Source organism: Faecalibacillus intestinalis (assembly GCF_003024685.1).
Taxonomy (GTDB): Bacteria; Bacillota_I; Bacilli_A; order Erysipelotrichales; family Coprobacillaceae; genus Faecalibacillus; species Faecalibacillus intestinalis.
This window is the reverse complement of record NZ_PYLQ01000019.1, coordinates 1-22,194: the sequence shown is the minus strand read 5'-3', so window position 1 is coordinate 22,194 and position 22,194 is coordinate 1. Positions and strand designations below refer to the sequence as shown.

At 31.7% G+C, this 22,194-nt stretch carries 17 protein-coding genes; all 17 read right to left on the bottom strand.

All coding sequences use genetic code 11. From position 1 onward, the window contains the following. Positions 1-20: 20 nt before the first annotated feature. Positions 21-2,348, bottom strand: coding sequence for a VirB4-like conjugal transfer ATPase, CD1110 family (locus C7U54_RS11330; RefSeq protein WP_107030355.1), 2,328 nt, complete (start codon positions 2,346-2,348; stop codon positions 21-23). Beyond that, positions 2,269-2,706 carry a PrgI family protein gene (locus C7U54_RS11325; RefSeq protein ID WP_032089840.1) on the bottom strand — a complete coding sequence of 146 codons (438 nt, stop codon included), beginning with the start codon at positions 2,704-2,706 and terminating at the stop codon, positions 2,269-2,271. The genes C7U54_RS11330 and C7U54_RS11325 overlap by 80 nt, the downstream gene beginning before the upstream one ends. Before the next feature lie 63 nt (positions 2,707-2,769). Beyond that, positions 2,770-3,084, bottom strand: a complete 315-nt coding sequence (locus C7U54_RS11320) for a type II toxin-antitoxin system RelE/ParE family toxin (RefSeq protein WP_032089839.1) — start codon at positions 3,082-3,084, stop codon at positions 2,770-2,772. 3 nt (positions 3,085-3,087) lie between these two features. Beyond that, entirely contained in the window at positions 3,088-3,354 is a 267-nt protein-coding gene (locus C7U54_RS11315) for a type II toxin-antitoxin system Phd/YefM family antitoxin (RefSeq protein ID WP_032089838.1), read from the bottom strand. 81 nt (positions 3,355-3,435) lie between these two features. Next, the gene (locus C7U54_RS11310) at positions 3,436-4,017 is read right to left on the bottom strand and encodes a hypothetical protein (protein WP_455737478.1); all 582 of its coding nucleotides are present in this window, start codon (positions 4,015-4,017) and stop codon (positions 3,436-3,438) included. 281 nt (positions 4,018-4,298) lie between these two features. Next, the gene (locus C7U54_RS11305) at positions 4,299-4,544 is read right to left on the bottom strand and encodes a glutamyl-tRNA amidotransferase (RefSeq protein WP_227279869.1); all 246 of its coding nucleotides are present in this window, start codon (positions 4,542-4,544) and stop codon (positions 4,299-4,301) included. A 123-nt stretch (positions 4,545-4,667) separates the two neighbouring features. After that, positions 4,668-6,437, bottom strand: a complete 1,770-nt coding sequence (locus C7U54_RS11300; RefSeq protein WP_107030354.1) for a VirD4-like conjugal transfer protein, CD1115 family — start codon at positions 6,435-6,437, stop codon at positions 4,668-4,670. After that, positions 6,424-6,624 carry a hypothetical protein gene (locus C7U54_RS11295; RefSeq protein WP_032089834.1) on the bottom strand — a complete coding sequence of 67 codons (201 nt, stop codon included), beginning with the start codon at positions 6,622-6,624 and terminating at the stop codon, positions 6,424-6,426. Before C7U54_RS11295 ends, C7U54_RS11300 begins: the two co-directional genes overlap by 14 nt. Next, on the bottom strand, positions 6,624-7,526 hold the full coding sequence (locus C7U54_RS11290; RefSeq protein ID WP_107030353.1) for a hypothetical protein: 903 nt from the start codon (positions 7,524-7,526) through the stop codon (positions 6,624-6,626). Before C7U54_RS11290 ends, C7U54_RS11295 begins: the two co-directional genes overlap by 1 nt. 3 nt (positions 7,527-7,529) lie before the next feature. Next, positions 7,530-8,261: a PcfB family protein gene (locus tag C7U54_RS11285; RefSeq protein WP_107030352.1), complete on the bottom strand. Its 732-nt coding sequence runs from the start codon at positions 8,259-8,261 to the stop codon at positions 7,530-7,532. 15 nt (positions 8,262-8,276) lie between these two features. Beyond that, positions 8,277-9,626 carry a relaxase/mobilization nuclease domain-containing protein gene (locus C7U54_RS11280; protein ID WP_107030351.1) on the bottom strand — a complete coding sequence of 450 codons (1,350 nt, stop codon included), beginning with the start codon at positions 9,624-9,626 and terminating at the stop codon, positions 8,277-8,279. 1 nt (position 9,627) lies between these two features. Then, the gene (locus C7U54_RS11275) at positions 9,628-9,966 is read right to left on the bottom strand and encodes a plasmid mobilization protein (RefSeq protein ID WP_227352169.1); all 339 of its coding nucleotides are present in this window, start codon (positions 9,964-9,966) and stop codon (positions 9,628-9,630) included. A 139-nt stretch (positions 9,967-10,105) separates the two neighbouring features. Beyond that, positions 10,106-10,303: a DpnD/PcfM family protein gene (locus C7U54_RS11270; protein ID WP_158546515.1), complete on the bottom strand. Its 198-nt coding sequence runs from the start codon at positions 10,301-10,303 to the stop codon at positions 10,106-10,108. A gap of 49 nt (positions 10,304-10,352) precedes the next feature. Then, on the bottom strand, positions 10,353-11,306 hold the full coding sequence (locus C7U54_RS11265) for a DUF3991 and TOPRIM domain-containing protein (RefSeq protein WP_107030349.1): 954 nt from the start codon (positions 11,304-11,306) through the stop codon (positions 10,353-10,355). A gap of 2 nt (positions 11,307-11,308) precedes the next feature. Then, a complete protein-coding gene (locus C7U54_RS15680; protein ID WP_233541203.1) occupies positions 11,309-19,543 on the bottom strand; it encodes a DUF6908 domain-containing protein in 8,235 nt (2,744 codons plus the stop codon). A 10-nt stretch (positions 19,544-19,553) separates the two neighbouring features. Beyond that, positions 19,554-20,249 carry a hypothetical protein gene (locus C7U54_RS11250; protein WP_107030346.1) on the bottom strand — a complete coding sequence of 232 codons (696 nt, stop codon included), beginning with the start codon at positions 20,247-20,249 and terminating at the stop codon, positions 19,554-19,556. 150 nt (positions 20,250-20,399) lie between these two features. Further along, on the bottom strand, positions 20,400-22,194 hold a 1,795-nt coding region (locus C7U54_RS14725), incomplete at its 5' end, for an MSCRAMM family protein (protein WP_277738548.1).

The following is a 22,194-nucleotide window of genomic DNA, read 5'->3' as shown; positions in this document are numbered from 1 at the left end:
CCTTTCGCTTATATTTAATATTATTTATTTTTTTCTGATGGTTTTGTTGACATCAATTTATATAACAATGTATTTTTTGGAAATCTATTTATAAAAGGTACGATGTTTCCACCATACTTAATAAGTCCACACCCTGATTGTGCATTAGTTATATAACTTAACTGCTCATCAGAGATATTCAGTAATTTCGCAAGCTTTTCTCTATCTTGATATGATTGATTTAACATAACAACAAACTCACTGTTAGAAAGCATCGTACTTGCCTGAACACTATCTAACAGATATTCAACATTTTGTGTAATTCCAATAGGATAGCCATCTCTTTTTCTAAATTGTCTCCATGCCGAATTAAAGAAAGAAGCACTCTCTTCATTTTCAAAAACCACATGAAATTCATCAAGAATGATGTGTGTCCTTTTACCTTTTCGCCAATTTTCATTAACACGGTTAATCATTGCGTCTGTGATTACTAATAGCCCCATTGTCTTTAATTGTTTTCCAAGCTTAAAAATATCATACGATACAATTCTGCTTGAAGTATTTACATTTGTTTGGTGTGCAAATGCATCCAATGATCCATCTGTAAACAGTTCAAGTTTCAAAGCCAAACTTCTTGCTTCTATTTCAGGTTGTTCTAACAGTTTCTCTCTCAACGTAACAAGTGTAGGCATTTTTCTTGTTCGATAATAATCCTGAAATACCAAAGTTACACATCTATCAATAATTGACCTGTCTACTGGTTTAATTCCATCTCTATCCAACTGTTCAAATAAAGACATGATAAATTGTGACTTATCTCCAACTGGATTACCACTATCACCATAACCTTCCAGCATATCCATTGCATTAATATGATTTTCACTTCCTGCTGCAATCGTTATAACTTCTCCTCCCAACTCTTTAACTAAAAGTGAATACTCTGCTTCTGGATCACAGATAATAATATCATCTTGAGTTGCAAGAGCTAAAAATACGATTTGTTCCTTTGTTAAAAAGGATTTTCCAGAACCAGGTACTCCTAACTGAAAGGCATTAGGATTCATCAATTTTTCTTTATTGCACATAATTAAATTATTTGTAATAGCATTTTGTCCAAACCAAATGCCTCCATCATCAACAACTTCCTGTGCTCTAAACGGTATAAAAACAGCCATGCTTTCTGTAAGTAATGTTCTTACAATATTTAGCTTATTTGTTCCAATTGGTAAAACACTTGATAGACCATCTAGCTGTCTGCTTGCAAAAAACAATATATCCAATTCACACATATACTTTCTTGCAATCGCCATAAGTGTTTCTGTATCATTATCAAGTTCTTCTAGACTATCAGCTAAATGAACGATTGTCATACAGCCCAACATCATACGTTGATCCCTTACTGTTAAATCATCTAAAAATTCTTTGCTCTCTTTTCTTTGAAGTTCCATATCATAAGGAATTACAGCACTGAAATTGTTATTAGCATTCTGTCTTCTTTGCCAATTTGTGATATTAGTTTCAACACCGAGCCATTTTCTTTCAACTTCTTTTACTGCCTCGTCTGTTGGAACTGTAATAATATCCATTGAATACATAAGATTTTTATTTAATGAACAAAGTTCTGAAATAAAACTGTCTTTTACATATCTTGCATACTCACTTAAATACATAACTCTTCCATACTTATCTCCTAATTGAAAATATTTATCATGAAACTTTGGCATTTGTGGACAGATAGCATCTTTAAAATGATGTCCCTTTCTCATTGAAACATCCATATCAAATGAAAACTGTTCTTCATGTCCATTTCTATAAAAATCATGAAGAATTTTTAATCTTTCAATAGCATCAAGTTCTTCTAATTGAGAACCCAATTTAGAAAAATGAGATGATAATTCCACAGTTACCCTTGAAAAGAAATTTCTTGCTTCTTCTACATTCTTTTTAAAGGCAGTTATTGTTATATACTTTTCTTGAATAATTCCATCTGCTCCAGATACTTTCTCTAATAACATATCATTGTATTCTTTTCGATATTTATCAAGATGATCATTTCTTAATGGAATTAAAATCTTTTCTTTAAATTCTTTTATATTAATTTTTCTATTATTGATTGTAATCTTTGTCATTGTTGAACTGTCTAATGAATTAAGCAATTCACTATAATTCAAAAATAATCCAACCTTTTCATCCTTTGAAGCAATTGAATAATTAATATCCTTAAACCTATATGTTTTAGAATACTTGTTCTTAGAACAAAAAATACCATCTTTATAGATGGTATCAATATCAATTAGATCCTGTGCACTTTTGGGAACACTTATTTTTTCTTTGTTTTGCTTTTTCAATCTTTCGTAACTTTTTATCATATGGATCAATAGACTCCTTTCTTTTAATTTCTAAAAATTCTTTTAAATATTCGTAATATAAATTTTGTGGTTTAAATATCAAATTATGCTGTTTAATCAATAGTGAGCGTATCGCACATATAACAATCTGTTCAGCATTCATTCCTTGAAATCTAATAAATCCAAGTGCTGCAAATGGTGCAGCTGAAATCATACACAACCAACTTGTTATCTCCATTCCTAAATGATCAATGAATAAAAAATAAAATATAACTGCCATTACACACGCTAAAAAAGAAAAAAAGCATTGTCTTAGGGATAATCCTAAGAAAATGCCTTCTGTATATTCTCTTATCTCTTTATTAATTTTTACTTCCATATTACTCCTTCCTCTTTTTTCACAAATAAAAAGCAAGAGGAAATTTCTCTTGCCATTAACTCTTTACTTATCTAACCATTGATAATCTTTTCTATAATCAAGTATATAATCAACATATACAACATCTTCTTGAATTTGATATAAAATCAAATACCATTTTTTTATAAACATTTTTCTATATTTGTTTGGTGGTATATATTCTTCGTTAAAAAAAGGATAGCGTTTGGGCATTTGCTCTAATGATCGTATACCATCAATAACCGCTTTTTTTTGTTTTGTTGCTGCATCAGCACTTACCTTAGCAATAAAAGCAATATTTGATGCAAGCATATTTTTTGCCTTTTCTGAAATAATTACTTTATATTTCTCATATTCCATTTTCTATACTCCTGAAATAATATCATCAAGGTATTTATCTAATTCATCAATTGTATACCCTTTATTTCCTGCCATTCTATCTTCTTCTACAGAAAGAAGTTGTTCACGTAAATCTAACATTTTTTCCCTACGACTAAATGTCTCCATATCCATAACAACTAAATCACCTTCACCGTTTCTTGTGAGATATACAGGTTCTTGACTTGTCCTACAAAGGTCTGCAATTTCATTATAATTTTGTCTAATTGCTGCAGATGGACGAATATTCATAATAAGCACCTCCAATATAGTAATATTCTAGTAATATTATACCCTTATAATACTATATATTCAACATTTTAGATTAAAGTATTACAATCCCATCATTTCTTTAACTATTCGATCTGACATTTTTACCGTACCAACTAAAATCAGCATATTGAAAATAAGCTCTCCAATGTAGCTCCACAACATGGAAATCGCACTCACTTCACTGTCTACAACTGGTGGGGACCCCGCAAATTGTGAAAAAATAATACAGGCTAAAACTATAATTGCTCCTTCTAGACATACACCCACATAAGACTTAATAAATGTTATCGCTACTGACTGTGTACTTTCTCCTGCAGCAGTAGAAAGTGGCACAGGAGAAATGGCCGTATACATATACAATTTAAAGAAACGACCATAAACAGTAAGTATGAGGACAAAGGACAAAATCGTAATGAAAATGCCACCTAAAAGTGTTACCGCCCAAACAGGTATACTTTCCAAAAAACCACAATCCTCTACTGCATCTATGATTTCTTGAGGAATAGTAGTAGATGTTGCTGTTCCAACACCTACTGTTGTCATAATTTGAGAGGTTACGCCTTGCACTATTTCAAATAATTTTGTCATTAATTCCATTCCATAAACAACTAGACCTCTTGCAATTGCAAACCTTAAAAACAAACGAATTGCCTGCTCAGGTCGCTTTATCTCGTTTAGATTACTGCATGTCTTTACCATTCCTATCGCAAAGAAAAGAACGAGAAGGGCAAGTCCAATGGCTTGCAAACCTCCATGTATCTTCACAATCACATTCCAAATATTTCCGCCTTTAAAGTTTTGAGGTGTCTGTGTTAGTAACAACCATATTTCTGCGAGTTTCTCATTCCATGTATTGATTGCGTTTGTTAAGTTATCAATAATACTACCCAATATCTATCACCTGCCTTACCCATTTAAAATCACTATCCTGTAATTGTATTTAAAATTTCTTTTGCAAAGGTAATGACGATACCACCTGCTACAGTTAAAAATCCATTTGCTCTTTGAGATGGATCATGACTTTTTAAACTTAATCCTAACTGTACAATTCCAAATCCTAAAATGATCATTCCAATTGCTCTAATTAAACTAAAAACAAAAGTTGAAAGATTATTAACAACTGTTAATGGATCTCCATCTGCATAAACTTGAATTACCTTGAAATTCATTAAAAAGATATTGAGTGCATAAACAAAAAATATCTTCATTGTTTTTTTGTATTTTTTTAAATATTTTCTCATTTGTTTTTCTCCCTTCAAAATGAAAACAGCTCTATTTCTAAAGCTGCTTTCCTATTTACTATTTAATTGTTTAAAATAGTTGTCCATATCTTCATCACTTAATAATTCATATTCTCTATCGCTCAATAAAATATTTTGCCAGTCATCAATTGAATATTTGATTTTACCATGCAGATATGGTTTTGCATTTCCATCCGTAGTTTCATTTATTCTTGGATGTTTCAAAATATCATACTTCTTATCAAATACAGGTCGTTCTCCTCTAATAAAAAGCAATCCATAATCATTATCTAATAATCTAACCTCATCTGGTGTAAGTAATTCTCTTCCAGCCTGTTGATAGTTTGTTGAATAATTCCCTGACCTCCCACTTGATTTACCGTAAGTATTTGTATCAAGTGTCTCTTTTCCCAAATATTCTGACATGAATTTGTGTGTACTCTGTTCATTTCCACCCAAATAGTATAATGTATCACAATTTCCTACGATACTTTCCCAACTGTCTTTATAAAGTCCTTTGATTTGAGCAAGATTCTGTATAATGATTGAAACAAAAATAAGTCGTGATCTCATTGTGGAAAGTAATTTATCAAATTCATCTGGTAAAGCAACATTCGCAAATTCGTCCATAAGAAAATGTACGGGTACTGGTAAAGCACCACCGTGAACAATATCCGCTTGATAATACAACATTTGAAAAAGCTGCGTATAAAGCATACCGATAAGAAAGTTGAATGTTGAATCATTATCTGGAATAACCGCAAAGATTGCTGTTTTTCTTTCTCCCACCAAATCAAGTTCCAACTCATCTGTTGCAGTTAAACTAGCAATACTTTCCAAGTTAAAAGCTGATAAACGCACACCTACAGAAATAAGAATCGATTTAGCAGTTTTCCCTGCCGCCTGTTTATAAATCTTATATTGCTTGAGAGCTAATGAATTTGGATTTCTTATTTCCAATCTTTCAAACAATTCATCTAGCGGACTTTGATATTCTTCATCATCTTCTTTTACTTCAGCAGCTGCAATCATTTCCATCACCATCGTGAAATTTTGTTCTTCTTCTGGTGCTTCATGTAAAAGGTAAAGACAAAGAGCTTCTAATAAAGCCGTTTCCGATTTTTCCCAAAAGGGATCATTTGTCTGACTACCTTTAGGTGTAGTATTTCTTATAAGATTGGTTATAAGCTTTAAAACATCCTTATCATCCTTGATATAGCGAAATGGATTATAACAATGTGATCTGTTCATATTGATAAGATCAACAACTTTGATAACATATCCTTCTTTTTCTAAAAGATTTCCTACATCTCTGAGTTGTTCACCTTTTGGATCAAGAACCACAAAAGATGTATTGCATTGCATCAAATTAGGCTTACCAAAAAAGCGAGTTTTCCCTGCTCCACTTCCACCAATAACTAAAGTATTTAGGTTTCTTCTATGTCGTCTGCCATCTAAACCAATACGAACATTCTGCGAAAGTATCTTATTGGAAGAGTAATCCTTTTCAGTATATTTTTTATTGACAGCTTTATTATTCGCCCATTTTGCCGAACCATACTCCTCATTTCTTCTGTAATTCTTCCTGTTATAGTAATAAGCCAAGTATGAAAAAGAATAGATTGACTCAGATATCAAGATACATTTAAGAGTATCCTGACATAATTCAAAAGAAAAAGGGCTATTCATTGCTTCATTTAAGTAAATGATTGCATCAAATAGTCCCTCATGGATGCAAGGAGCAACAAGAACTGAAAGCCACGCTATAAATACTGCTCCTACAAAATAAAAAACAAGTTCAACCTGTTTATCTTTCCTCATATGATTTTTTTGATTTGGATATATCAGCTATTGCTGCCTTGTCCATAATCGATTCAATATAATCATAATCCTTATTTTCTTTTATTTGCTTGTCTCTTAAATTTCTCAAAGCAGTAATAATTATTCTTCTTTCAAAGTCCGTTACTCTAATCAAAACCGTTGGCTCTTTATTCTTAAATAACCCCATTAACGTTCTTCTCCTCTGTTTGCATTATCTCTTTCCTGTTGCAATCTATAGATTCCTCTTTCAGCTCGATTGCTCACTTCATCTGCAATACTTTTAATATTGCTTAATTCTTCTTTGGTATCTCGAGAATCCATTCCTTCAAAATAATTTTTTACTTCATTTGCGAAATCAACGTTTGAAACTGGAATGTTCAATTTTTTACAAAGAATATAGGCAGCACTTTTTACCATAAAGGCATCCTCTGTTCTGTCAACATTTCCATATTGGCTTTCAAATTCTACATAGCAATATTCTCTTGCTAAACCCTCCATTAAATCTGTCGGACTCATCCCGTCTGCATAGTAGATCATTTGATTATCTGGAGAGTATTGTACTAGCGAACCATTTTCAGTATTGTCAACCATTTGCATTTTAACAGGTGATTGATAAACTAAACCGCTGATGATTTTTCTAACAGACAAATTTTGTTTTTTCATTCTGTATGGTCTGTTTAATTGAGAAATATCAAAAACATATTTAACATCATAGTTGGTTCTTATCACGCCATCATTTCCTTGATACTCACCTTTAGGCTCTAATATTCCAATTCCTTTTACTCCTTTTTTTACATACTTTTTTTCTTCTACCCAACGATTGTTATCTTTTAACAGTGTTGCCTGTGGACATTGTGCCATGACCAAGAGTGTATTGGTAACAGTATAACCAAATTTTGATTGCATTTCTAAATAGTTCAGATAATTTTGTGGAGAAGAAACAACTTCATGTGTTTGCTTCTCAGCCATATCATAAAGATTCTGTCTTTTTTGTTGTTTTTGTTTGGCATATTCCTCTGGAGGAATTCTAGGTTTTTCTTCAACTTTCTCATTAGCTGCATTGTTTAATAAATTATATATATCACTCATATTTTATCTTACCTTTCTTTTTATCTTTTTCTTACGTTGAGGCTGTTTATGACGTACCCTATTTCTTTGTCTAACTGTTTGTTTAGGTTTAGCCTTTTTATTTCTATTTTTTATCTCATCTAGTTCTTTTTTTACTGATGGTCTTTTATTGATACCTTCCTCCATTGAGATATGCTCGAACTGATTTTCGCCCCTCGTTTTCGTTCGAGCCATAGACGGGTTTTGTTCTTCTTTCATTGAATTCAATAAAGAAGATACCAACTCATCATGTTCTTTTTCAGTTAATGGTTTGACATCTTTGAATTCATCAGGCTGTTTTGCAAGCGCTGCTTTTCTCATTGCTTCAGTATCAATAGTTGCAAGTTCATATTTATCTACGATCCTGCTGATTTTTGCTGCATCTTCAGCTCGTACCATAATATCGCATATTCCATCCGTATTATTTCTTTCTTTTAATACAGAATAAAGAACACCATAACGTTTTGCTTCTTCACAAAACTTTTTCAAATCTGAATGATGTACAGCAAACACTTTAAGTTCCTTTCCAGATTTCAACATATTAGCTAGTCTTGTTTTTCCTTTAACCTTTTTCTTATCTGTTAAAATTGCATAAAGCGTTACTGCTAAAGATTTAGAAGCCATTCCACCTGCCTTTAAAGCTACATTAGCTGCCATTTCTATTCCCTGAAGTGTCATCCTCACTGCTTGATCTGCTGTTTCTCCGCCAGCATTCATAAAGTTCCTCCTTCCTTAATAATTTCTTTTTCGTTCTTTTGAACTTCTTTCTTGTACTTTATTTTCTTGTTCCTTAACTATTTGCAATTTATCTTTAATCTTTAAGGAACGTTGTTTGATACCTTCACATAATTTCACCTCCTTTCGATAATCCTTTATTTCTTTTGAAATTGTTTCGATATCTTTTTGAATCATTTCTTTTCTTTCAAGATTTCGGCATCTTTTGACCTTGTTATAAAGGCATCTTCTTTCCTTAACTAACTTTTCAATTTTGTTGCTTATTTCACTTTCATAATTTTCCAAATCCTCGATCGTATTGATTTTCTTTTTGCATAGAAAAGTTGTTTCTTCAGTAATCCTGTCCATATATCTAAGATCCTCCTTAAAAATAAAATGTACCTTTCTTCTAGAAGGTACATTTTTAGGGATAATTCCCATTCGATACATATAATGGAAATACAATGCCTTTATTCCTTTTATCTTTTTTGCCTTTTTGATATTTCCATGATATTGATATTTACTTTTGATTCGTGTTCTTTTTTCAAAATACAGATCCTGTTCAATGATTCTTTTCTTGATATTTTCTTCACTGTATGTTCCATCATCTCTTACTTTATAAAGTCTAAAAAAACGAGGTGCTCCGGGTGGTTTGACTGCAATATGTTTTACATTTGTTTTCACATCATATCCAATAGACTTGAGATATTGTAAAAACTGTGTGAATGTTCTTGATGATGCAATAGCACGTTCAAGATCATCTTCTATAAGCGTTCTTCGTGTAGGCTTTTTCTGTTTTTTAGCCTGCCATTCAGAATAGTGCACTCCCTTTTTAGAATCTGTAATTACATTGAGTCTATACTTTTCACAAAGTGCATCCGACAATCTTCTCATTTTGTCATAGTCAGAATGCTTATTTAAAAATCTTTTGTACGTTGTCCATGAAACAGAATTTATAACAAAGTGATTATGAAAATGTTTCTTATCTGTATGTGTGCAGACCAATACCTCAAAATCATCTCCCCACATCTGATGGGCAAGTTCTAATCCAATTTGATGTGCTGTTTCAGCTGTAACCTCCCCTGGTAGAAAAGACTGATACGCATGAAATGCTAGAACACCATCCTCCTTGTGTGCATTCCTTTTTGTCTGTTCCATTTGCTGAAGAACAGTTGAGGGATGACAATTTAAACCACTGACATAAAGTTGTCTTTCAGTTTTATCATCATTGACAGCATAATCAATAACATTCTCAAGTCCTTTATATTCATAACCACTATCCGTTTCTTTTGTCTTAAGAGGATTGGAAGCATAATTTAAAACCCTGTCCAAATTATCCTTAACTGCCCATATACTTGTTGTAGCCATTTTACTTTTCCATCCTTGTAGGTTCAGTAACATTGTTTAATATTAATTGAACATTTTTTTCAAGTTCTGAACAGTTTCTCTTATATTTTAAAATATCAATTGTTCCAGTTTTATAACCAATAACTGCAATCTGATTTAAGTTATTACCTATCATTCTTAACTGCTTAATAATTTCTTTAACATCATCACTGATTCTTGGTGCTGGAACATATCCACTTATCAATGTACGAATATATTCTTCTCTTGACAGTCCTGTTTTCTTAACACATTTATTTAAATTTTCTAATTCAATCAAAGACAATCTTACTTTTATCTCTTTATTTCTTTTGATCTTGTTCAATTTTATCTACTCCATTTCCTGCAGGGTCTTAGGGATTGTCCCTAACAAGCTGACTTTGGGTACAAAAGTCCTTGCTTGCTACAAAAGTCATCAACAGGATAATACTTCTATTTAATGAATTTATTATCCTGCTGGAAAACTATCTTTCCCTGTCAAAAAGTTTTTTCTTGACTTCAAGAACATCAAATCTTAAATCCGTTATATTTTCATCATTAAGTATTACATCTTCATTTTTATACTTTTCTCTTACAACATTAATTGCCTCATTTTTGAAATGAGCCTTTACTGTTTCTTGATGCTGTAATACTTCTGTAATTTCAACAACATATTCTTTCATCATTTTCTCCTTGTATAATAAAAGGTCACGAATTTGATCCATGACCTTCCTATCTACTATATTCTTCTTTTTGCTTAAATTTTCTTATTAGAACTTCATTGACATCTTTCATTTTTTTAGGTCCTTTATCATAGATTTGATAACTTTTACCTAAAAGATAATTGATCTTTGCAATACTGTTTTTTCCTGCCTTATCATTATCCAAATATAGATTTAAAACTTTAATTTGAGGATTGATTTCTAAAAATTTACCTAAGGCAATAGGCAATTCACTTTCCTCAATAGAATTGCCTATTGCTGTTACTCCTGATAAAGAAAGATAATTGTTCTTCTTCCAATTTCTTTTATGCAACTTCTCTAAAGTTTGAAAAGACATAAGGTCAATTGCACTTTCAAAGATATTTAAAACATCACTTTCTTTATTCACCAATTGAAAACTGTATTCCTTATTACTGTTAAATACGTCTATCTTCCAATCACCATCTGTTGCTCTTTTTGAAGCATAACGTTCTATTCCTTTTTCATCATATCCTACAAAGACAACAGAGTGATCATAACTACACTCATAGATCATTCCCTTTTGATAATAAAATTGAATAACTTCTTTATCAATTTTTCTTTTATTTTTTAGATAGTACATCATTTTTTTATTATCTTTTGAAACGGGTGGCAATTTGAAAATACCATTGTTCGTTTTTGAACATTTGTTTACATGATAAACAGGAGGACTATCTCTTATACATTTATCAACATATTTTACAGCCTCATAATAGTTCATACCTTTAACATCCATTAAATAACTGATTGCACTTACCCCACCTTTTCCTTGAGAAAACCATATCCACTTTCCATTAGAGATAACCAAAGAGGAATGCGTTGCCGTTCGGTATTCTTTTTTTCCAGATTTAACAAGTTCACTTGGTTCATAATTATACAGATAAGTAAATACATCCAACTTTTGTAATTCTTGTGCCTCCTCATCTGTGTAAAACTTATTTGACATACTTATCGCATCCTATTTACTTTTGATTTACGATCAACACCTGTATCGTTTTTTTGAACAGAAGTATCTGGAATATTTTCTTTCTTATCTAAATCAAGTTCTTTATTGATTTTGGACAGTTTCTTTAAGGCATTATTCAATTCATCTTCTTTTTCAAATGGCTTTTTTACTTCAAGTTCAGCATTATGCAACTGTTGCAATGTATTTTGAAGAAGTTCCTTTTCCACTTTTAAACTTTTTGGAATATTTTCAATAGCATTATCAATTCTTGTAAGATTCCCATAAACATCATTTCCTAATTCAACAGGATAATAAAGTTCTTTCTTTAAAGACATGATGTAATATTGACTTAAACTGTTGAACTGAATGTATAAATCAAATCCTCTGTACTCCCCAATATGTTTTTTATCCTGACCATCATATTCCTTACAGGCAAGAAGTATTGCATTTCCCGCCTGTTTTTTATCCACTATCAACATATCCTTGATTTTTATTTGCTGAAACTCTTTTTGAGGTTTCAAATCTTTTATATCATTTTCTAACCCTTCAATCCTTGTCTTAATGGATTTAATCTTTTGTGGATAATATTTAATAATTCTATCTTCTAAATCATATTTTTGAGAGAGATAGTTTGCTTTGGAAAGCTTTAGTTTGGATACTTTTGTATCAAGCTCCATCTTTTCTTTCACTTTGGGATTTCCACTCGCTAGTGCCTTGATCTCTGCATAAGAAAGTGAAGCCTCATCTATATCTTCTGCACTTCTTACAGGAGATTTGCTTGTCATAATTTGCCCTATGAATTTTTGTTTATTTTCAACCAACTGATATAGATAAGCATCAAATGTACCTTCTGTTACATAACGATAAATATAAACATCCTTATTTCTATTTCCTTGTCTTACGATTCTTCCTGCACGTTGCTCCAAGTCCGAAGGTCGCCAAGGACAATCCAGATCATGTATTGCTATCAAGCGTTCTTGTACATTTGTTCCAGCTCCCATTTTACCTGTCGAACCAATCAAAATTCTCACTTTACCTTCTCGAACCTTAGAAAAGAGTTCTTTCTTTTTAACATCTGTTTTTGCATTATGGATATATGCAATTTCACTTTCAGGAATTCCTTCTTCTAATAGTTTATTCCTAATTTCATCGTAGACATTGAATGCATCATTACGAGGAGTAGACATATCACAAAAGACAAGCTGTGTACTTTTTTCTTCCACTGTTTCATGATATATCTTCAATATGTTTTTAATACAGGCATTGACCTTGCTATTTTTATTTTCTGGTAAAAGTTCATTGATAAGCCTTTGATCAAGTGCCAATTTTCTTCCATCGTTCGTAATTTTAAGCATATTATCCTCATGAGGATCAACTGTTCCATCTCTAATTTTTTGAGCACGTTCACCTAAGCTTTCAACAAGTTCTTTTTGAATATCCGAAGGTTTAACTGCCACATTTTGGTAATGAGCATTAGGAACAGGAAGATTCAACATATCAGCAGTCTTAATATCCGCTACTTCCTTGAACATATTAATTAATTCAGGAAGATTGAAGAATTTAGAAAAACGAGTCTTCATCCTATATCCAGAACCTTCAGGGGCAAGTTCGATACTCGTGCTTGTTTCTCCAAAAGTAGAAGCCCAACAATCAAAATGCTGAAGATTATGCTTAACTAGAGTAGAATACTGCAAATAACGCTGCATCGTATACATTTCCGTCATCGAGTTGGAAATAGGTGTTCCTGTTGCGAAAACAACCCCTTTTCCTCCTGTAATTTCATCCAAGTACCTACACTTCAAATAAAGATCTGAGGATTTTTGTGCATCTGTTGTAGAAAGTCCTGATACATTATTCATCTTTGTAAATAGAAAAAGATTTTTATAAAAATGTGCTTCATCAACAAAAAGACGATCCACTCCTATTTCTTCAAAAGTAATTAGATCGTCTTTTCTATCATTCTTATTCAGTTTTTCGAGTTTTGCTTTTAACCCTTTCTTGGTTCTTTCTAACTGTTTGATTGTAAATCTTTCTCCATTGTTTGCTTTTAAAGAACTTATTCCATTTGTAATTTCTTCAATTTCATTTTCAATATTCATCTTCTGCCTTTCAATTGACATGGGTATTTTTTCAAATTGTGAATGTCCTATGATGATAGCATCAAATTCACCAGTTGCCATTTTAGAAAACAGCTTTTTTCTATTTTTCTTTTCAAAATCTCTTTTTGTTGCAACTAGAATGTTGGCACTTGGATAGAGTTGCAAAAATTCTGCTCCCCATTGCTCAACTAAATGGTTGGGAACAACAAACATTGGCTTTTGTGCTAAACCTAATCTTTTTAATTCCATACATGCTGCCGTCATTTCAAAAGTCTTCCCTGCCCCCACTACGTGAGCAAGAAGAACATTTTGACCATAAAGGATATGTGCTATGGCGTCTTTCTGATGTTTTCGTAAAGTAATTTCAGGATTCATTCCCGGAAACTCTAAATGATCACCATTATATTCACGGGGTCTTATGCTATTGAATAATCGATTGTAAATCTGTGTTAATTCTTCACGTCTTTGAGGATCTTTCCAAATCCAATTATTAAAGCTTTCTTTGATTGTATCCTGTTTTTGTTGAGCAATCATCGTTTCCTTTTTATTAAGAATTGCTTGTTTATTACCGTCATCATCATATTCATAATCAAATATTTTTGTCTGTTTCAAATTAAGACAATCTTCCATCAATCTATATGCGTTTGCTCTTGAAGTTCCATAAGTCTTATCAGCTTTTACGCTTTCTTTATCCATATTCTTTGCACTGATATTCCAATTAGCATTATAAGAAGAATAAGAAAGCTTCGTATAGTTTCTTACCCAGCTAGGTGTATCAAGCAATTCATAAAGAAACTGCTGATAGATTTCTACTGGAATCCAAGTTGCCCCAAGTCTGACCTCAATTTCACTGGCTGTAAGTTCTTTAGGCATTGCCTTTTCTAAAGCCTCCACATTCTTTTGATACTTTGGATCAATTGCTGCTGACATTTTGGCTACTTCTAATTTTTCTCTGATATTTCCACTAAGGTATTCATCAGCTGTTACATATTTTTCCTGTTCTTCATTTAAAACACTAGGGACTTTAAATATGATACCATCTAAATCTTCTTTGATTTTTTCATTACTTATGCCCGTCAATTCACTCATATAATTAATGTCGACTTTTGCTTTTTCACTTAAAGACACCATCAATGCCTCATTAGCTGTAGCAACATTGTTAAACTCTTTCTTTTTACGAATCGTTCTTTGAGTAAACATGGCTGCTTTAGATTTTAAAGTTCCATCTTCGTTTAAATTTTCTAAAGAACATAAAAGATAGAACGAACTGTCTTCTCTAAATGCAATGGTATTACCTCGACTGTTGAGCAAACCATATGCTTGAGTAAAAACATCATAGTAATCATTCAATTCTCTTTGCTTTTTAGCAATCATTTCCTCTGGATAATCTTCACTTTGATAGGTAATCAAATCTCTGACAGTATCACGTATTCTAATCATGCCTTTTATTCTTTTAAATGTTGTATCACCAACATCAACTTTATTCATTAAAGAATTTTCTCTGTAATAGACCTTATCACCTATAACAGTATAAGAATAATTTCTTACCTGTGGGTCGGCAGGTATACTTTCAATCTCATATTCATCTTCTTCCACAATATCAAATTCATCTATATGACCTTTGATATTATAGATAGCTTTTCCCAATGATTCATTGAGAGGTTCATCATATCCTACGACCGTTATATCCTCTCTACCATACATTGCATGTGTTTTTTCAATTGTTCCTAAGATCATTTCAGGGTGATCAATATAATATTGATTGATGACATATCCTTCTTCTGTTATCCCTGTTGAAACCCAATCATCATCTTTTAAAACAGGACGCTCTCTTTTTTGAAGAAACAGAATATCACTGACCGCTTTTGTATCACCAAAAGCATCATTAGGTAAACGAATGGCACCTAAAAGTTCACATCTTTCATTGATATATCTTCTTACATTGCTGTTTCTTTTATCCATTGTATAACGTGAAGTCACAAATGCAATAATTCCATTTGGTCTTACCTTGTCGATTGTTTTTGCAAAAAAGTAATCGTGAATATTGAAATTCAGCCTATCATATTTTTTATCTACGACCTTAAAGTTTCCAAATGGCACATTTCCAACAGCTACATCGAAAAAACTATCTGGTAACTTAGTTTCCTCATAACCTTCTATTGCAATATTTGAATTTTGATAAAGCTGTTTTGCAATACGACCACTGATCGAATCCAACTCCACACCATACATCTTTGAACCCTTCATTTCATCTGGAAGCATACCAAAGAAATTACCAATACCACATGATGGTTCTAAAATATTACCATGTCTAAATCCTAAATTGTTCAATGCCTTATAGATACTTTCAATAACAACAGGTGAAGTATAGAAAGAAGTCAGTGTTGATTCTCTTGCACTTTTATATTCTTCCTCACTCAACAATGATTTGAGTTCAAGATATTCATTTGCCCAGTTCGATTTACTTTCATCAAAAGCATCTGCTAATCCTCCCCAGCCAACATAACGAGATAGAATATCCTGTTCATCTTTTGTTGCATTTCTTCCTTGTTTTTCTAAAGAAAAAAGCAGTCTGATTGCTGCTACGTTATCGTTGTATCTTTCTTTTGGAGTTCTTTTACCTAAATCTTTATCCATGATTTGATAATTTATCTTTTCAGATTGAACAGGATTAATTAAAATATCTTCTTTTTGAATCTTATCTGAGACAATATAATTATAATTATCTGCGAACTCCTTTACTAAAGAATAAGGCATGTCAGTATAAACAATAAAAGAGCCATCATAATCTATATGATAAATTTCTCTTTTGTTAATGCTATCCTTAAATACTTGCTCGGATTCAACTATATAATTTTTTTCTAAAAGTTTATCAAGCCATTGATTTGCATAATTTTCTAAATCATCTTTGGTTGATAAAGCGTCTTTATTTTTATTATCAGAAGAAATTTCAATATCAATTGAGTCATTTTTATATGAAATCGGCTCTAACAGTTCTTTTGAAAAATCAACTTTAAAGGTCATATAAGGCTCACTTACTTCTATACCATTTACCTCATAATAATGGAACATGTCTATTGTTTTTTCATCATGATCATATAAAATCATCAAAGGATCATTGTCACTTGCAGTTATCATGTTACAAAAACCAGAGATTTCATTCATAATACGTGGTACTATTTTTTTCATTTTTTCAAACAACTGTCTATTTTCTTTATTTTCTTTGTTGAAAATATCATTAGATATTGAATAATCTTCATAAGTTCTATCAATCAAATAATCAACAAGCGAATTTCTAAACTCATCATCATTAAGATATCTGTTATAAAAATCAGGATCCTTCGTTTCATAAGAAGGCATAATAGAAATCAATTCTTCTCGAATATAATCTTCTGCCTCTTCATCTGTTGTATCACTATCACGTAATGCGGGATAAATCATAGAACGTTTAATTTGATCTTCAAGGTCAGGAAGGTACCTCTTAATGATTGTATGGTTTGAACTATCAATGTTAATATCTTGAACTTCCTGTGTTATTGGTTTTAACAAATGGTCATTTAATGGGTTTTCTTTTAACAATTTGAGAAAATCATCTTTAGAATAATATTCTAAAAACAATGGGAAGCTTTCATCCTGTAAAGTTATTTCATTACCACTTTCAATAATTTTGTATTCCGTTGCTCCAACATATACACTGTCTCCCAAGTTCCATTGATACTCTTTTGGAATATTTTCATTCTGTAAATCATCAGAAGATTCAGGGATAAGACTTTGATTAATACTTTTCCTTTCATATTCGAGTTGATGTTGAAGTTGATTTTGCAAGAATGTTGGATAATATTCTTTTTCTTTTTTATTAAGATATCTGTCAAGCTGAATAAGTTCATCTATCCTTTTAGCAACCTTATCCCATTTTAAAGTGATTTTGATTTCATCTTTTCCAATCTCACGATAACGACTTAAACTCATTCCCTTAGCATCATAATTGACATTTATAAAACCTATTGCAGGAGAACTTCCACCCTCTCCATATTCTTTTTTTAGAAACTGAACCTTTTCTTTCAATGTAGTATTTTTTGAAAACATTTGATTGATTCGGTATTTGCCTTCTTCAAATCCACTTCCACGAGTCAATACTCTATCTATTTCCTGTTGTGAAAAATAGATTCCATTTTCAAAATTTTGAATATTCTCATATACTGCATTTTTTTGTTCCTCCAGTGATGGAATCTGTATATCTGGTGCAAAATATCGAGATAATATCATGCCATCAATTTCTTTGGCAACAAAATTCCATGAATAATCATAAGAAACAACTTGATTATCAAAAGTTCCTAAATAAATATGCAGACCATCATCTAATCTGTCATATCCAAGAATGACATCATCAACTTTCCATTCTCTTATACTGTCAGGATATATATGCTGAACATATTCACAACGTTCTTCATCACTGTCATGTGTTTGAAAAAACTCAATGATTCTTCCTGCAGATTCTAAAAGTTCATCGTTATACTGAAAAACATGATAAAAGACATTCGCATTGATGATTTTGTTTTCATATGCCCTTTTTAATCCTGATTCATTTTCATAAGGTGATGTAAGATATTCATCTTTTTCAATAATTTTTGCAAGATAACTTTGAAGTTGAAAAAAAGACAAGTACGATTCGCTTTTCCGATTCAAGTAGTTACCACTCCATATGTCCAGTCCATCATTTCTTTTTTTATAGCCAAGATAACTATAGTCATAGTGTTCTGGACACCTGAATGTTTGAACAAGCGTATCATCATAACTTTCTTTTAAATAATTTGCCCTTTCAATTTCATCTGTATGCTCATGAAAATACTGAATAATTTCTTCTTTGCTATGTTGCAATGAAACATCTTCTCTTAAGAGTTGAGGTAAATCACTTAAATCAAAGGGTGGCAATACATTATCGCCACCCTTTTCCTTATCGACTTCTTCAATTCCTAAATCTAATTGTAGATTATTTCCTTCAGAATGATTTCTTCCGCTGTTTTTTGAAGGTTGTTCATATGCTGTACCCATTCCATCTGATGTATCTCCTTGTTTGGTGCTGGATTTTTCGTTAGCAATTCCTTCATCAACATTTCCATCATTTCGTTTGCCTTCTTCTCTGTTTTCATTAAGTAAGAGTTCAGTTGATTCCTTACTCGAAGTGAAAAGAGAATTTCTGGCTGCTGTTCCTTCAGATACTTTTTCTTCATCATTGCGTATTTTCCTAAAGGTATCTCCTTGTCTACTGTCAAATTGGGCATTTGATAATCTCCCACTGTTGAGTATGTGATTTGTTCCATTGATAACACTCCCTTCATTTTTATCAATTTTATCATCTACTAAACGATTGTTATTTTCAAATGTGCGATTTTGAATTATCAATTCTTTTGTAATATGAGAAATCACATTTAAAAGTGAATTACTTTCTTCCTGAAAGGAATTACCTATCACTCCCAACATTTCAGGTGTATTAAAAAGTTCTATTGATATAAAATCATCCGCTTCGAAATAAAATTTTGTTTCAATATCACATCTGCTCATTAAACTGTAGGCAACTGAATTTTCTAAAAGATTTCTATAAAGATTCTTTAGTTCATTTTCCCCATAGCTTTCTAGCAAAGAACCGTCTTTTAATATCATCAACCTTTTAAAATAATCATCCACATAATAGCCTGTCTGTTCCTTTGCAATTTCTTTGATGAAACTTCCTAAATCCTCATCATTTGAAGTCATATCAAATTGTTTTGCAATTCTATCAATCAATTGTTTATGAAAGGACTCTTTTACACTCCATAAATGAAGTTCTCTATTACGTGGGCTCCTTGTATCAGCAATATCAAAAACATATCTTATTTTTGTATATCGACCATCATCATCTATAAGAGCTATACCTTTTGAACCTTTTTTGATCCACCTGTTCATCCTGTTATTCCATGTTTCAAAGTCCGTACAGGCTTTTGCATCAGGTCTTTGCTGATAGATCAATAGTTGGTTGGTAAAATTGAAATTATAAAGATAACCAGATGTTCTTAAAAACGAAAGCCACGCTTCCTCACTTTGAATAATATCATGACATGATTTTTCAAGAAGTTCATATAATGTATCTAATTTATTCAATTCATCTCACCTACCTTTCTCGATTTGTTTTATTTTTTCTTAAAAAGTTCCTTTTTCTACACAGATTCTGCTCAAGTAAATATTTTGAACGTTTCTCCATATCCTTATATGCTTCTTCATAATCATTAAAATAATGTCCTGTATAAAATCCATATTTTCTATTTCCATTTGTTTCCCAAGTAACAAATTTAGATGGAGATGTAGGACTGTATCCAATAACAATCGAATCATCATTGATGTGTATTTCCTTAATGATTTCATAGGAACCATTTTTTTCCTGATAGAATTTTGAAATATCTATTTTATTAAGACTCAATAAGAACATTGTATTTTCTGTAATATCTTTTCGCTTACAAAAATCAAAATAAAGATTCATTCCTTTTTTGTGAATAAGAGTTTCATAATTTTCTTTAACATAGCGCCAAATATCGTAATGGACATTCAACGGTGCATAAACCAATTCATATCCTCTTTCTAGATCAGTAAACAAAAATAAATCTGGATTGAAATTAAAATGATCTAGATTTTGTGTATGATTTCGACTATCAACAATATCAAGTTGGATAGTGCTTTTTGTATGTTTATTCACAGCAACTGCACGAACGATATCATCCTTATTTTTAAGGATATACTCAACTGAATAATTACATTTGGTCTGTTCATCGATTATTTCTTGGCAAATCTCTTTTATTTGTAATTCTTTCACTTTTTATCTTCCTTTCTATCAAATGAAAAAAGGGAGAAATTTCTCCCCTTCATTTTCTGTCTAATCTGTTTCAGATGTCTGATTTGAATATATATTTTTAAACCAGCAACTCCAAAAAGAATAAGAAGTGAAGCTAAAAACGAACAGACATTATTTGTCATTCTTTTCTCCATATTTTCTTTTTGCATAAAAACATACGATCAAACCTAAAGCAAACATTCCCATTGCAACATAGAAACTGATATTACTATCATCACCTGTTTTTACAACAACAGGTTTTGCTTCATCTTTCATAACCACTTTTTGAACTTCTCCTGTATCAGAGATTGTAAATTCAATATCACTTGCAACATTGTAACCTGCAGGTGCTAAATCTTCATGAAGCACATAAGTTTTTGAAACAGTTAATCCTTCGATTCGATGTGGTTCTTTTCCAGAAATCCACGATTCAACTACTTCACCTGTTTCCTTGTCTTTTAATGTAAGCTTAGCTCCTTCAATTTCTTTTCCAGTTGTTGCATCTACTTTTGAAATATCTACCTTTGTGATTTCATCTTTCATTTTAACTTTAGTCACACTTCCATCTTCATTTACTGTAAATGTTACATCACTTGCTGTTGCATATCCTAATGGTGCAAGTTCTTCATGCAAGATATATTTTTTACCTGATACAAGACCTCTGATAATGTGAACATCTTTTGTTGATGTCCATTCTTCCACAACATTTCCTTCTTCATCTCTTAATGAAAGTTTTGCACCTTCAAGTTCTTTTTCATTAGTTGCATCAACTTTTGAAATTTCAGTTGCTGTCTTTTTATTAAGAACGTCAAGTTCTTTTGAATAGATGATCTTATCTGTGTGATCATAGCTTAAGTCAATGTCATAGACCTTATTGTTTTTAACATATCCTTCTAATTCTTGTACTTCTTTCAATTCATATTTTCCAAGTGGTAGTCCTGAAATATGAATTTCGCCTAATTCATTAGTCACATAATATCCGTTTTCTGAAATATCCATTGAAACAGCTTCACCTTTTTTATAAAGAAGTGTATTTCTTCCATCAAGTGAATAGATGTCTTCTTTTGCTGTTAATTGGAAAGTAACACCTGAAAGATCTTCTAATGTATCTCTGTCTCTTTTTTGTACATGGATTTCACCATGAGGTGCAATGTTCGTTACATTCTTTGTAATGACATATTCTTTAGTTGTTAGATCTTTTTGTTCAAGATTGATTTGATGTACTTTTTCTGAAAGCACATATCCTTCATTTGTTAAAGTTTCCTTTAATTCATATTTGCCCATGAATAGCGAATCAATGACAAGTTTTCCATTGGCATCTGTTTTTCCTTTGGCAACAGTAGCTCCTTTTGCATAACGTAAAGTACCATCAACTGCACTGTAGATATTTTCTTTGGCAGTTAATTCATATTCAACATCAGCTAGTGCTTCATTTGTAGCCTTGTCTGTCTTTGTTAAAATGATTTTTCCTTTTGGCTGTACATTTTTTACTTTGACAGTTAGAATTGGATCTTCATCCTCATCCTTGTCATAATCTCTTGTATTTGTAATTGTGAATTTCACAGGTTGTTCTAGTTGCAAGAAGCCTTTAGGTGTTTCTACTTCTTCGATAGAATAATCTCCCGCGTCTAGCTGTAAAGGAAGTGTTACTGTTCCTTCTTCGCTGTCTTTTACTGTGACAACGTTTTTAGAATTGGTTGTAAATGTGTCATATTTCTTTCCGCCAACTTTTTGTACAACATAGTTTCCTTTGGAATCTTTGATTTTAAATGATGCACCATTTAATGTGACTTTCTTTCCTGATTCGGCATCTAATTTAATAATTTTAAGTTGTGACGTAAATGGTCGGTTATTCACATTGACACGTTTTACCTGTTCAACATCTTTATATTCACTGTAATCATCTGTTACTGAAATTGTGAAATCT

Excerpts from the sequence above, each read along its gene's own strand:
- C7U54_RS11300 (WP_107030354.1), bottom strand. The coding sequence starts at position 6,437 with ATGAGGAAAGATAAACAGGTTGAACTTGTTTTTTATTTTGTAGGAGCA.
- C7U54_RS11325 (WP_032089840.1), bottom strand. The coding sequence starts at position 2,706 with ATGGAAGTAAAAATTAATAAAGAGATAAGAGAATATACAGAAGGCATT.
- C7U54_RS11295 (WP_032089834.1), bottom strand. The coding sequence starts at position 6,624 with ATGGGGTTATTTAAGAATAAAGAGCCAACGGTTTTGATTAGAGTAACG.
- C7U54_RS11285 (WP_107030352.1), bottom strand. The coding sequence starts at position 8,261 with ATGAATGCTGGCGGAGAAACAGCAGATCAAGCAGTGAGGATGACACTT.
- C7U54_RS11265 (WP_107030349.1), bottom strand. The coding sequence starts at position 11,306 with ATGTCAAATAAGTTTTACACAGATGAGGAGGCACAAGAATTACAAAAG.
- C7U54_RS11315 (WP_032089838.1), bottom strand. The coding sequence starts at position 3,354 with ATGAATATTCGTCCATCTGCAGCAATTAGACAAAATTATAATGAAATT.
- C7U54_RS11280 (WP_107030351.1), bottom strand. The coding sequence starts at position 9,626 with ATGGCTACAACAAGTATATGGGCAGTTAAGGATAATTTGGACAGGGTT.
- C7U54_RS11320 (WP_032089839.1), bottom strand. The coding sequence starts at position 3,084 with ATGGAATATGAGAAATATAAAGTAATTATTTCAGAAAAGGCAAAAAAT.
- C7U54_RS11270 (WP_158546515.1), bottom strand. The coding sequence starts at position 10,303 with ATGAAAGAATATGTTGTTGAAATTACAGAAGTATTACAGCATCAAGAA.
- C7U54_RS11330 (WP_107030355.1), bottom strand. The coding sequence starts at position 2,348 with ATGATAAAAAGTTACGAAAGATTGAAAAAGCAAAACAAAGAAAAAATA.
- C7U54_RS11305 (WP_227279869.1), bottom strand. The coding sequence starts at position 4,544 with ATGAATTTCAAGGTAATTCAAGTTTATGCAGATGGAGATCCATTAACA.
- C7U54_RS11290 (WP_107030353.1), bottom strand. The coding sequence starts at position 7,526 with ATGAGTGATATATATAATTTATTAAACAATGCAGCTAATGAGAAAGTT.